The sequence below is a fragment of the Micromonospora humidisoli genome (assembly GCF_016900955.1).
In the GTDB taxonomy this organism is placed as follows: domain Bacteria; phylum Actinomycetota; class Actinomycetes; order Mycobacteriales; family Micromonosporaceae; genus Micromonospora; species Micromonospora wenchangensis.
In genome coordinates, this window is sequence record NZ_JAFEUO010000009.1 from 33,980 (window position 1) to 46,372 (window position 12,393).

A 12,393-nucleotide genomic window follows, 5' to 3' on the forward strand; every position below is an offset into this window, starting at 1 on the left:
ATGCCTCCACGTGGTGTGCCGCTGCCCTGGTGGGTGGGGTGCTCAGCCGGTACAGACCGTGCCGGTGAGGCCGGCGCTCGCCGACGACGCCAGCAGGACCAGCGCCGAGGCGACGTCCTCGGGGCGGCCCAGCGTGGCCTCGACGGCGGCGATCCGTCCGCCGTCGGCGCCGTTGGCCCGTGCCTCGGACAGCGACCGCCGCATCAGTGGCGTGTCGATGTCGCCGGGGCAGAGCGTGTGCACCCGGATCCCCTGTGGACCGAGCTGGCGGGCCAGTGTGAGCGCCAGACCGTGCAACCCTCCCTTGCTCGCGCCGTAGGGTACCGAGCCTGAGCCGGTCTGCACGCCCGCCTTGGAGCCGACCAGCACGAGCACCCCGCCGTGGGGGAGCAGGTGCCGGGCGGCGTGCTTGGCGACCAGGAACGGACCGGTGAGGTTGACGGCGATGACCTGGGCCCAGAGCGCGACCGGCACGTCCCGGACGTCGAGGCCCTGCCCGCGCATCACCCCGGCGACGTGCAGCACGGCGTCGATCCCGCCGAGGTCGGCGGCGGCGGCGTCGAGCGCCTCGGCGACCTCGGTCTCGACGCTGACGTCCACCCGGTGCGCGCAGGCCCGGCCGCCGCCGTCGCGGACCTGCGCGGCGGCGGTGTCCGCGCCGACCGCGTCGGCGTCGAGCACGGCGACGGCCGCGCCGGCCGCCGCGGCGGCGGCGACGGTGGCCCGGCCGATGCCGGACGCGCCGCCGACGACCACCACCCGCCGGCCGGCGAGCAGACCGGCGGGTGCGGTGCCGGGGGTGCCGACGCCGGCCGGCGGGGTGCCGTCGTGCGGGTCCGCGCCGGCCGGCCGGTGTGCGTCGGGTGCGCCCGCGGCAGCGGGCGGGACGGCGTCGTTCACGCCCGGACCGTCCGACGGACGGCGTCGGCGACGGTGGCCGCCTCGGGCACCACGACGGCCTGGAGGGCGGGCGCGGCGGGCATCGGCACGTCCGGTGCGGCGACCCGGGCGATCGGGGCGCGCAGGTCGGTGAAGCACTCGGTGGCGGCGCGGGCGGCGATCTCCGCGCCGAAGCCGCCGGTCAGGTTGGCCTCGTGGGCGACGACCAGCCGGCCGGTGCGGGCCACCGACGCGGCGACGGTGTCGAAGTCGAGCGGGTTGAGCCAGCGCAGGTCGACCACCTCGACGTCGATGCCCTCCTCGGCCAGGGCGCCGGCGGCGTCGAGGGCCGCCGAGACCATCCGGGACCAGGCCACGACGGTGACGTCGGTGCCGGGGCGGACCACCCGGGCCCCGCCGACGGGCTCGACCGGGGCGTCGGTGCGCACCGGGCCCCGGGTCGGGTAGAGCATCCGGGCCTCGGCGACCACCACCGGGTCGTCGCTGACCACGGCGGTGCGCAGCATCTGGTACGCGTCGTCGGGGGTGGCCGGCAGGGCGACCCGCAGGCCCGGGGTGTGCGCGAAGTACGCCTCCGGCGAGTGGGAGTGCTGGGCGCACGCCCCGGGGGAGTAGCCCTGCTGCATCCGGATCACCAGCGGGGCCTTCCACCGGCCGGCGCTGGAGTAGTGGATGGTGGCGATCTGGTTGACGATCTGGTCCATCGCGACGAACGAGAAGTCGGCGTACATGATCTCGGCGATGGGGCGCAGTCCGGTCATGGCCGCGCCGAGGGCCATGCCGAGGAAGCCGGTCTCGGAGATCGGGGTGTCGAAGATCCGTTCGGAGCCGAACCGCTTGTGCAGTCCCTTGGTCGCGCCGAAGGGGCCGCCGGGTAGCGCGACGTCCTCGCCGAAATAGATGGTGTCGGTCCGGCTGTCCAGGGCCCAGGTGAGGGCGGCGTTGACGGCCTGGATGTAGCGCAGCGACTCAGACATAGACGTGCTCCTCGGCGGTCGCCGGGTCCGGGTGGGGGACGGCGCGGGCGGCGGTGACGGCGGCTTCGATCTCGGCGGACACCTCGGCGTCGATGGCGTCGAGCCGGGCGGTCAGGTCGGCGTCGGCGGCCTGGCGGATGCGGGCCAGGGGTTCGCGTTGCCGGGCGGCGGCGATCTCGCCGGCCGGGCGGTAGTGCTGCACGTCGCCGCTGTAGTGGCCGACGAGGCGTTCGGTCATCGCCTCCACGATGGACGGGCCGGAGCCCTCCCGGGCCCGGTCGACGGCCTCGGTGACCGCCTCGGCGACGGCGTCGGGGTCGTTGCCGTCGACGACCCGGCCGGGCAGGCCGTAGCCGGCGGCCCGTTCGGCGAGCTGCTTCACCCGCACCATGTCGGAGATCCGGGACATCTCGGAGTAGACGTTGTTCTCCAGCACCAGCACCAGCGGCAGGTCGAGCACGGCGGCGAGGTTGAGCGCCTCGTGCACGTTGCCCTGGTTCATCGCGCCGTCGCCGATGCTGACCACGCTGACCGCCCCGCTGCCGGTGCGCTGGGCGGTGAGCGCCGCGCCGGTGGCGATCGGCACGCCCGCGCCGACGATGGAGTTCTCGCCGACGAACCAGCGTCCCGGGTCGGACAGGTACGGCGAGGCCGCCCGTCCGCCGCACAGGGCCGAGTCGCGTCCCATCATCTCGGCGAACAGGCCGGCGAGGTCGACGCCGCGGGCGATCGCCCAGCCGTGGCCGCGGTAGGTGGCGGTGACGTGGTCGCCGTCGCGCAGCGCCCGGCACGCGCCGACCGGGATGGCCTCCTGGCCGTTGCACAGGTGGATCGAGCCCGGGATCTCACCGGCGTCCTTGAGGGCGGTCAGCCGCTCCTCGAACCGGCGGATCCGGGCCATCAGCCGATAGTCGTCGAGCTGCCCCATCACACCCCCAGAGATAATTGAGCCCTATTCCGGCTCGTTGGTTGAGGAGCCTAGACCAGCAGTCCAGGGCTATGGAAGAGTGCACAAGCAAGTTTGTGGCCGTTATTGGTCTCTAATTGGGGGAGTCGGCATGGAGATCGTCGAGGTGGAGTCGGCGGTACGCGGAGACGCGCACTTCGTCCAGGTACGCACGTCCGACGGGCGGACCGGGGTGGGCCAGTCCGCGTGCTGGGGATACCCCGACGCGGTGCACGCCGTGGTGCAGACGTTCCGGCCGTACCTGCTCGGGGCCGACCCGGACCGGATCGAGCACCACTGGCACCACCTCTACCGGATGGGCCCGTTCCGCGGCTCGGTGCTCACCGCCGCCGTCTCCGCCGTCGACCTGGCGCTGTGGGACCTGCTGGGCAAGCGGCTCGGGGTGCCGGTGTGGCAGTTGCTCGGCGGCCGGGTCCGCGACCGCATCCGGCTGCACCTGCTGCTGCCCGGCACCGGCGCGCAGGCGCTGGCCGAACAGGCCGCCGCCGCGGTCGCCGACGGCTTCACCGCCGTGAAGTTCGACCCGCTGCCGGCCGCCTACGGCGACCTGTCGCAAGCCCGGCTGGTGGCCGAGACCGAGGCCACCACCGCCGCCGTCCGCGACACCGTCGGCCCGGACGTCGACCTGCTCATCGAGCTGCACCGCAAGCTCACCCCGTTGCAGGCGCAGGCGGTGGTGCCGGCGCTGGCCCGGCACCTGCCGCTGCTGGTCGAGGACCCGATCCAGATCGACAGCGTGAGCAGCCAGGCCGAGGTGGGCCGGCGGGCGTCGGGCGTGCCGATGGCCAACGGGGAACGGCTGCACACCATCTGGGAGTTCAAGGAGCTGCTGGCCCAGGCCGGCGCCCAGTACGTCCGGCCCGACGTCGGGCTGGCCGGTGGGCTCAGCCACGCCCGCAAGATCGCCGCGCTGGCCGAGGCGCACCACGCGGCCGTGGTCACCCACAACTGCCTGGGTCCGCTGCTCACCATGGCCTCGGTGCAGCTCGACACGGTCATCCCGAACTTCGTCACCCAGGAGTACTCGCCGCTGGACGACCAGCTCGCCGACGGCCCGGCGCGGGCCTGCGTCCGCCGTGAGGGCGGGTTCCTGCCGGTGCCGCAGGAACCCGGCCTGGGCGTGACCCTCGACCTGACCGACACCCGCCCGCTGGACCTGACCGGTCGGCCGCTGACCCGCATCCCGCTGCGCGCCGACGGTTCGGTGGCGTACGCGGTCTGACGGCGGGCACCGCGACGGCCCGGCCGGGATCTCCCCGCCGGGCCGTCGTGACGTGGTCGCGCCGCTCACGGCGGCGGCTGCCCCGGGTGGTGGAACACCGGGTACGCCCACAGCGGCTCGCCGTCGGCGTCGGCGATCTCGGCGAACAGCTCCGACAGCGACGCCGTCCAGCGGGCCTGCACCGGCGAGGCGGCGGTCACCGCGCGGGCGTGCGCGAACCCGTGACGGGTCCGCAGCACGCAGATCAGCAGCAGGTCGTGCCGGTAGATGTGGTAGTCGTAGACGCCTGCCTCGTCGAGCAGCGCGGACAGCTCAGGCCATATCCGGGCATGCCGCCGCTCGTACTCGGCCTGCGCGCCGGGGCGCAGCCGGTACAGGTGGCACACCTGCCCACCCGGCCCGGCCGTCGGCGTCACTTGCCGGAGCCGGCGAGCGCGCCGGAGACGAGTTGCCGCTGGAAGACCAGGTAGACGATCAGCACCGGCAGCAGCGCCACGATCAGGCCGGCGCTGACCAGCGGGACTGACACGTCGTACTGGCCGCTGAGCAGGGAGACGCCGACCATCAGCGTCTTGCTGTCCGAGCCGCCCATGATGACCAGCGGCAGCAGCAGGTCGTTCCACATCCAGACGAAGTTGAAGATGGCCAGCGCCGCGATGGCCGGGGTGGCGATCGGGGCGAGCAGCCGGAACAGGATGGTCAGGTGCCCCGCGCCGTCGACCCGGGCCGCCTCGATCAGCTCGTCGGGCACCTGCTGGAAGTAGCCGGCGAGCTGGTAGGTGCCCAGCGGCAGCCCGAACGCCGCGTACGCCAGGATCAGGCCCTGGTACTGGCCGGACATGCCCAGGTCCAGCACCGTCTGGTAGAGCGGGTAGATGATCGCCTGGCTGGGGATGGTCAGCGTCACGATGATCAGCAGGAAGACCACCTTCCCGCCCCGGAACCGCAGCTTGGTCACCGCGTACGCGACCAGCAGGGCGGCGAGCACCGACAGCACCAACCCGCCGAGCGTGGTGACCAGCGAGTTGAGCAGCAGCCGGGGCATGTCCATCCGGCGGAACGCCTCCAGGTAGTTCTCGAAGGTGATCCCGGCCGGCAGGCCCAGCGGGTCGTCGGCGAAACCGGACTGCGTCTTCACCGAGCTGACCACGGTGAACAGCAGCGGGTAGATCGCCGCGACGGCGACGACGACCAGCGCGAAGGTCAACAGGTAGCGCCCGATCCGGGCGAAGTGTCGCGGGTTCATCGCGGCTTACGCGTCCCCTCGGTGAACATGTGCCGGACGCTGAAGATCGACAGCACGGCGACGAAGACGAACAGGGCGATGCCGATGGCCGAGCCGTAGCCGCGGTCCAGGAACTGGAAGGTGGTGAGGAAGACCAGGTACTCGGGGAGCATGGTGGCGTCGCCCGGCCCACCCTGGGTCAGCGCGTAGATCAGCGGGAACAGCCAGATCAGCACGCCCGAGGCGCACAGCACGCTCCAGTACGCCACGGTCGGGCGCAGCATCGGCACGACCACCGACCACAGCCGCCGGAAGAACCCGGCCCCGTCCAGGTAGGCCGCCTCCAGGGTCTCCTCGGGGATGGTGGCCAGGCCGGCGAGGTAGGTCATCACGCCGAGCCCGAAGAAGCTCCACAGGGCGACCGCCACCAGCGAGAACAGCGCGCTGTAGCGGCCGTTGAGCCACTCGATCGCCAGCGGTTGCAGGCCGACGAACCGCAGCAGGGCGTTCAGCGGTCCGTCGGGGGCGAGGATCTGCCGGAACATGATGCCGACCACGATCGGCGCGATGGTGTACGGCACGAAGTACACCGCCCGGAAGAACTTCCACCCGGGCGACCGCTGGTGGATCAGCAGCGCCAGGATCAACGGGAGGACGATCCACACCGGCAGGGTGGCCACCACCAGCAGCGCATTGCGGAAGCTGGTGAGCACCATCGGGTCGTCGAACATCCGGGTGTAGTTGTCCGCCCCGGCGAACTCGCTGCCACCGAAGCCGCTTGACGACTCGAAGCTGGTGACCACCCCCCGGACCAGCGGCACCAGCTTGAACAGCACGGCCAGCACCACGGCGGGGAGCACCAGGGCGGCGCCCAGCCACCACTCCCGGGCGTGCCCGGGACGCCGTCGGCGGGTCGGCGCGGGTCGGCCGTCGGCGGCCACCGGGTCCGACACCGGCGCGGTGGAGATCGTCATCAGGGTTCCTCTCCCCGGGTCGGGCGGGCGGGGCGACACCACGTCGCCCCGCCCGCCGGTGGTCACTTGCCCTGCTTCTTCGTGGGACTGCGCTCCAGCGCCTGCTGCATCTGGTCGGCCCACTTGTCCACGGTGAGCTGGCCGAGGGTGACCTGCTGCCAGCCCCGGGCCAGGGCGTCGGCCTCCGGGCCGGAGAGCATCACGCCCGCGTGCAGGGTCGGCTGGGCGACCAGCTCCTGGATCTTGAGGAAGGCCGGCGACGACGGCAGCAGCGCCTTGTCGACGGTCCTGTTCAGCGGCTGGCCCTTGCCGTACTTCACCCAGAGCTCGCCGTTCTCCTTACCGGCGAGCCAGCTGATGAACTCCAGCCCGGCCTGCTTCTTCTCGCTCCACTGGGTGACCCCGTAGACCGCGCCCTCGATGCCGGAGAACTTGCCGGCCAGCGGCGCGGCCGGGTCGATCGCCGGCCAGCGGGTGACGCCGAGCTTGTCGTCGCCCAGCGCCTTGCCGAACGCCTCCCAGTTCACCGCGTCGGAGATGATGGTCCCGGCGAACGCGGCGTCACCGCGCTGGAAGATGTCCGCGCCGTCGGGCAGCATCGTGATCGACGGGGCGTTCTTGTTGGCCCAGCCCTTGGTGGTGATCTCGGCCAGCTTGCCGAGCACCGACACCAGCTTCGGGTCCTTCCAGGACAGCTTCCCGGCGAGCAGCGCCCGGATGTCGTCCTCGGTCAGGTAGTTACGGGCGATCTCCGGGAAGTCCCAGTACGCGGGGAAGGTGCCGGACAGTCCCAGCGCCAGGCAGGTCTTGCCGGCCTTCTTCACCGCCTCGCAGGCGGCCCCGAACTCGTCCCAGGTGGCCGGCGGCTGCTCCGGGTTCAACCCGGCGGCGGTCAGGACGGCCTTGTTGTAGTACAGGACGTTGCCCTGATAGGAGAACGGCACCCCGTAGCAGGTCTTGCTCGTGTCGAAGCCCTCGCAGGCCCCGCTGTAGGTGACCAGGTCCTTGGTGATCTCGGCGGCCTTGTCACCCAGCGGCACGTACGCGCCACGCCTGTCGAACAGCTCCAGCCCGGCGTTGTTGGCCATCACGTCCGGCCCCGACTGCGAGGTGATGTACGGGCCCTGCACCTCGGGGTACTTGTCGAACGGGACGGACTGCATCTCCAGTTTGATGTCCGGGTGGCTGCCCTCGAAGCTGGTCTTGACCTGCTTCCAGTACTCGGCCCCACCCGGCTCCCAGGTCAGCACCTTGAGGGTGACCGGGCCGTCGGCGGCGTCGTCGTCACCGCATCCGGTCAGCAGGGCGGCGGCGGCCATGCCGGCGGCGAGGGCGCCGGCCAATCTCCGTCGAAACATCGGTTAGCTCCTGTCACAAGTGGGGGGCTCAGGGGAGTCGGCGGACCGCGCCGCCGCTGTCGGCGCTGCCGGCCACGGCCTCGGCGACCTGCACCACGTGCAGTCCGTCGGCGAGCGGGACGACCGCCGTCGGTGCGGTGCCGTCGATCCGGCTCAGGAAGTGCCGCAGCTCGGCGGCGAGCGCGCCGCCGCCGTCGACCGGGGACAACAGCCAGTCCGGCGCCTCGGTCGGCTCGCCCTGGACGAGCAGCGTGGGGTGGCCGAGGTCGACGTGGGCGACCCCGTCGGTGCCGTACACCTCGACCAGGTCCGAGGTGTGGTGGGGAGTGTTCTCGGGAAGCAGGTAGCTGTTGCGGATCGACGACACGACGTCGTTGGCGTGTCGCAGCTCCGCCCACACCAGGACCGGGGTGGCCGATCCGGGTCGGGTCCGGGCCGCCGCGCGGACCTCGACCACCGGCGCTCCGGCGTACCAGAGGGCCAGGTCGATGTCGTGGACGGCGGTGAGCAGCGCGGGGTGTTCGCGCGGGAAGAGCCGGCTCAGGGTGCGGGGCCGGTCGCGGCGGGACGACACGGCGAGCACGTCGCCGAGCCGGCCGGCGCGGATCGCGTCGTGCAGGGCCCGGTGCGGCGGGCTGTGCCGCAGAATGTGCCCCGGCTGGCAGAGCACGCCGGTGCGGCCGGCGGTGGCGACGATGGCGGCGGCGTCGGTGACGGTGGTGGCCAACGGCTTCTCCACCAGCACCGGCACCCCGGCGTCGAGCAGCGCCACGGCCACCGTCCGGTGCGCCGGGCCGGGCACGCAGACCGAGGCGGCGTCCGGCGTCGCGTCGGCGAGCAGGCCGGCGACGTCGGCGTACGCCTGCGGCACCTGGTACTGGGCGGCCACCCGGGCGCGGGTCGCGGGGTCCGGCTCGACCAGGGCGGTCACCGGCACCCCGAGCGACCGGTACGCGGCCAGGTGCCGGACCCCGAACGCCCCGGCCCCGATCACGGCCACCGACGGGCGGCTCATGCCCCGACCACCTCGACGGCGTCGGCCCGGTCACCCGGGCCGGGCCGGCCGGCCCCGGCGTCCCCGTGACCGTCGGGAGCGGCCAGCCGGCCGTCGAGCACCGCCCGGGTGAGCCGCTCCAGGGCGGTCACCCCGACGTGCAGGCAGCGTTCGTCGACGTCGAACGCGCCGGAGTGCAGCGGCGCGCCGCCCTGCTCGCCGGTGACGCCGAGCTTGACGTACAGGCTGGGGCCGAGCGCGGCGAGCAGCGCGAAGTCGTCGGTGGTCAGTGGGGGTTCGGTCAGGTCGGCGACCTCGACCACCCCGGGCAGCTCGGCGCGGGCGAGCGCCACCAGGGCCGCCGCGTTGCGGACCGGGGGCATCTCGTTGGCCCAGGTGAACCGCAACCCGAGGTCGAGCGCCGCGGCCTGCTGCCGGGCGATCCGCTCGATGACCTCCTTGAGCCGGGCGCGGACGGCCTCGTCGTGGGTGCGCAGGGTGCCGGTGGCCTCGGCCCGTTCGGCGACCTGGCTCTGGCTGGCCCCGCCGGCGATCGTGCCGATGTTGAACGCCACCAGCTCATGCGGGTTGCGGGAGCGGGCCACCCCGGCGTGCAGCAGGTTGACGATGCCGGCGAGACCGAGGATCGCGTCGCGGCCCAGGGCCGGGGTGGCGGCGTGCGCGGCCCGGCCGGTCACCTCGAACCGGAACGCGTCCTTGGCCGCCATCGCGGTCACCCGGTCCACCCCGATCGTCCCCACCGGCAGGTCCGGCCAGCAGTGCAGGCCGAGGACGGCGTCGAAGCGCCGGTCGCGCAGGGCCTCGTCGGCGAGCACCGCGGCGGCGCCGGAGGTCGCGCCGAACGGGATCTCCTCGGCCGGCTGGAACAGCACGGTCACCGAACCCCGGGCGGGCGGGTCGGCGGCGAGCCGGGCGGCGACGCCGGCCATCACGGTCATGTGCACGTCGTGCCCGCAGGCGTGACAGACCCCCGGGTTGGTCGACGCCCATCCCACCTGCTTGGCGTCCTGCACCGGATAGGCGTCCATATCGGCCCGAAGCAACACCGACGGTCCTTCGGCATGTCCTTCGATCTCCGCGAGCAGGCCGGTGCCGGCGACGCCGGTGCGCACCCGGGCGATCGGCGCGAGCCGCCCGGCGAGCACGGTGGCGGTCTGCTGTTCAGTGAACCGCAGCTCGGGGTGCTGGTGAAGCTGCCGACGCAGCCGTACCAGATCGTCAACGTCCTCGTGCGCCTGCACCACGCGGTTCACTCCTCGCCTACGTCCGATAATCCGGACCTAATTGAGACAAGAACCTAAGCGAGGGGTCCTCCCGCGTCAATGGGCAGCTCAGAATCGGTTATGGTCCGCCCCATGGAACGCGCCGACGCCCACCTGCACCTGTTCGCCGACGGTTATCCCGGCCGGTACGGAAGGTCACCGGCCGGGGGTGACGAACTCGCCGTCTACCGGACGTTGCGCCACGAACACGGCATCTCCCGGGCCCTCGTGGTCGGCTACGAGGGCAGCCCGGAGTTCACCGGCAACAACCGGCACCTCGCCCGGCTCGCCGCCGCGCACGCCTGGATCGCCCCGCTGGCGTACGTTCCGGTCACCGGCGTCGACCCGGCCGGACTGGACCGCCTCCGGTCGGCGGGATTCGCCGGCCTCGCCGCGTACCTGCCGGACCCGGCCGCCGCCGACGCCTTCGCCGGGTGGCTGACGCAGGTCGCCGGGGCGCTCACCGACGCGGCAACGGTCCTCAGCCTCAACGCCCCACCCGAGGCCGCCGGACGCCTCGGCCGGGCGCTGGCCGCCCTCGACGGCTGCCCGGTGCTGTTCAGCCACCTCGGCCTGCCCGGCCGGCAGTCGACCGTCCCGGACCTCCCGGCCGCCGCCGACCGGCTCGCCCCGCTGACCGACCTGGCCCGGCTGCCCCACGTCGGGGTCAAGGTCTCCGGCCTGTACGCCGTCAGCGACCCCGCCGAGGGCTACCCGCACCCCGCCGCCCGACCCTTCGTCGAGGCGCTGCTGCACCACTTCGGCGCGCGCCGGCTCTACTGGGGTTCCGACTTCGCCCCCAGCCTCGACCACGTGTCGTTCGCCCAGACCCTGCACCCGGTCGGCCTCGACGGACTCTCCGCCGCCGAGGCGGCCGACGTGTTCGGCGGCAACCTGTTGCGCGCCCTGGACGGCTGAGCGGGAGTCGACCGGCCCGGGGCGCGATGCGTCCGACCTGCGGGGCAGGGGGGACCGGGCCCATCGAGACACTTGACGTCATCGATGTCAGCGATACCGTACGGGGACCACCGCCACCCCGCCTCCACCACCCCGAGGTGACCCGTTGAAGCGTCGTACCCTGCTGTCCGCCACCGGCGCCGCCCTCGCCGGCGCGACCCTGCTGCGCCCCACCGCCGCGTCCGCCGCCCCCGGCGACGGCTATGTCATGGCCTACTTCACCGAGTCGCCGAACATGACCGCCGCCAACTACGGCCTGCACCTCGCCGTCAGCACCGACGGCCTGAACTGGACCCCGCTGAACCAGAACCGCCCCGTCGCCACCCCGACGCTGGGCAGCCGGGGCCTGCGCGACCCGTTCGTCCTGCGCAGGCAGAACGGCGGCTTCGTGGTGCTCGCCACCGACCTCAACGGCACCGACTGGAACTACCAGAGCCAGTACCTGCACGTCTGGGACTCGGTCGACCTGCGCACCTTCACCGGCTACCGGCTGCTCAAGGTGCACTCCCTGGCCACCCACGCCTGGGCGCCCGAGGCGTACTGGGACCCCGGGCGCGGGCAGTACGCGGTGGTCTACTCCGCCGTCACCGGCGGCCGTAACGTGCTGATGGTCAACTACACCGCCGACTTCGTGACCGCGTCCGCCCCGCAGACGTTCTTCGACCCCGGCTACGACGCCATCGACGGCAGCTTCGTCAGCGTCAACGGGGTCAACTACATGTACTTCAAGAACAACACCAACAGCACCCTGCTCGGCACCCGTTCCACCACCCTCAACCCGGGCAGCTTCAGTGTCCACACCGCCGCCATCGGCCCCGGCCGGGGCGTCGAGGCCCCGCAGATCGTCAAGTCCCACACCGCGAACACCTGGTACCTGTGGGGCGACACGTGGAGCCCGAACGGGCGGTTCTTCTGCTGGCAGACCGGCAACGTGGCGGGTGGCACGTGGAGCCTGCTCAACGACCGGGCGTACACCCAGCCGTTGAACTCCAAGCATCCCGGGATCACCCCCGTCACCGCGGCCGAGCTCACCACGCTCACCGCCGCCTGGGGGCTGCCCACCTGGAACCGGATCAAGTCGTACAACTTCCCGGACCGCTACCTGCGGCACGCCGACAACGTCGGACGCATCGACACGTACCCGTTCGAGCCGTACCAGGACCAGCTGTGGACCCTGGTGCCCGGCCTGGCCGACCCGGCCGGGGTGTCGTTGCGCTCGGTGAACTACCCCGACCGCTACCTGCGCCACTACGACTACACGATCCGGCTGGCGGCCAACGACGGCACCAGCGCGTTCCGGGGCGACGCCACGTTCTACCGCACGGCCGGCCTCGCCGACTCCTCGTGGACGTCGTTCCGCTCGTACAACTTCCCCGACCGGTACCTGCGCCACTACGCCTACCTGCTGCGCATCGACCCGCTCACGGGCAGCTCACCGGCCACCGACCGGCAGGACGCCACCTTCCGGATCGGCTACTGACCCCCCGGGTGCTGCCAGCGGGTGAATGTCCGACAGCGCCCGGTCACCGGGGTTGC

12 protein-coding genes are annotated in these 12,393 nt (G+C 72.7%); 3 read left to right on the forward strand and 9 right to left on the reverse strand.

The features are described from left to right. Positions 1–42: 42 nt before the first annotated feature. Genes JQN84_RS27620 through JQN84_RS27630 form a run of 3 tightly spaced genes read right to left on the reverse strand, consistent with a single transcriptional unit; the run spans position 43 to position 2,805 of the window. Complete coding sequence (locus tag JQN84_RS27620; RefSeq protein ID WP_204961490.1) at positions 43–900, reverse strand: SDR family NAD(P)-dependent oxidoreductase; 858 nt, start codon at positions 898–900, stop codon at positions 43–45. Next, a complete protein-coding gene (locus tag JQN84_RS27625; RefSeq protein WP_204961491.1) occupies positions 897–1,877 on the reverse strand; it encodes an alpha-ketoacid dehydrogenase subunit beta in 981 nt (326 codons plus the stop codon). The genes JQN84_RS27620 and JQN84_RS27625 overlap by 4 nt, the downstream gene beginning before the upstream one ends. After that, positions 1,870–2,805, reverse strand: a complete 936-nt coding sequence (locus JQN84_RS27630; RefSeq protein WP_204961492.1) for a thiamine pyrophosphate-dependent dehydrogenase E1 component subunit alpha — start codon at positions 2,803–2,805, stop codon at positions 1,870–1,872. The genes JQN84_RS27625 and JQN84_RS27630 overlap by 8 nt, the downstream gene beginning before the upstream one ends. A gap of 130 nt (positions 2,806–2,935) precedes the next feature. On the opposite strand from JQN84_RS27630, the gene JQN84_RS27635 reads away from it, so the two are divergent. After that, positions 2,936–4,066 carry a mandelate racemase/muconate lactonizing enzyme family protein gene (locus tag JQN84_RS27635; RefSeq protein ID WP_204961493.1) on the forward strand — a complete coding sequence of 377 codons (1,131 nt, stop codon included), beginning with the start codon at positions 2,936–2,938 and terminating at the stop codon, positions 4,064–4,066. Between the two features lie 65 nt (positions 4,067–4,131). Here JQN84_RS27635 and JQN84_RS27640 read toward each other — a convergent pair whose 3' ends face one another. The 6 genes from JQN84_RS27640 to JQN84_RS27665 form a co-directional block, all read right to left on the reverse strand. Continuing rightward, complete coding sequence (locus JQN84_RS27640; RefSeq protein WP_204961494.1) at positions 4,132–4,452, reverse strand: L-rhamnose mutarotase; 321 nt, start codon at positions 4,450–4,452, stop codon at positions 4,132–4,134. Between the two features lie 26 nt (positions 4,453–4,478). Continuing rightward, complete coding sequence (locus tag JQN84_RS27645; protein ID WP_088644292.1) at positions 4,479–5,312, reverse strand: carbohydrate ABC transporter permease; 834 nt, start codon at positions 5,310–5,312, stop codon at positions 4,479–4,481. Continuing rightward, on the reverse strand, positions 5,309–6,265 hold the full coding sequence (locus JQN84_RS27650) for a carbohydrate ABC transporter permease (RefSeq protein WP_204961495.1): 957 nt from the start codon (positions 6,263–6,265) through the stop codon (positions 5,309–5,311). The genes JQN84_RS27645 and JQN84_RS27650 overlap by 4 nt, the downstream gene beginning before the upstream one ends. 62 nt (positions 6,266–6,327) lie before the next feature. Next, positions 6,328–7,623 (reverse strand): ABC transporter substrate-binding protein, encoded by a 1,296-nt coding sequence (locus JQN84_RS27655; RefSeq protein ID WP_239486324.1) that lies wholly within the window; start codon positions 7,621–7,623, stop codon positions 6,328–6,330. Positions 7,624–7,651: 28 nt separating this feature from the next. Then, positions 7,652–8,638 carry a Gfo/Idh/MocA family protein gene (locus tag JQN84_RS27660; RefSeq protein WP_204961496.1) on the reverse strand — a complete coding sequence of 329 codons (987 nt, stop codon included), beginning with the start codon at positions 8,636–8,638 and terminating at the stop codon, positions 7,652–7,654. Beyond that, positions 8,635–9,882 carry a M20 metallopeptidase family protein gene (locus tag JQN84_RS27665; protein WP_204961497.1) on the reverse strand — a complete coding sequence of 416 codons (1,248 nt, stop codon included), beginning with the start codon at positions 9,880–9,882 and terminating at the stop codon, positions 8,635–8,637. Before JQN84_RS27665 ends, JQN84_RS27660 begins: the two co-directional genes overlap by 4 nt. A 111-nt stretch (positions 9,883–9,993) precedes the next feature. On the opposite strand from JQN84_RS27665, the gene JQN84_RS27670 reads away from it, so the two are divergent. Further along, positions 9,994–10,818, forward strand: coding sequence for an amidohydrolase family protein (locus tag JQN84_RS27670; protein ID WP_204961498.1), 825 nt, complete (start codon positions 9,994–9,996; stop codon positions 10,816–10,818). Between the two features lie 145 nt (positions 10,819–10,963). After that, on the forward strand, positions 10,964–12,337 hold the full coding sequence (locus JQN84_RS27675; RefSeq protein ID WP_204961499.1) for a glycoside hydrolase family 43 protein: 1,374 nt from the start codon (positions 10,964–10,966) through the stop codon (positions 12,335–12,337). Positions 12,338–12,393: the final 56 nt, after the last annotated feature.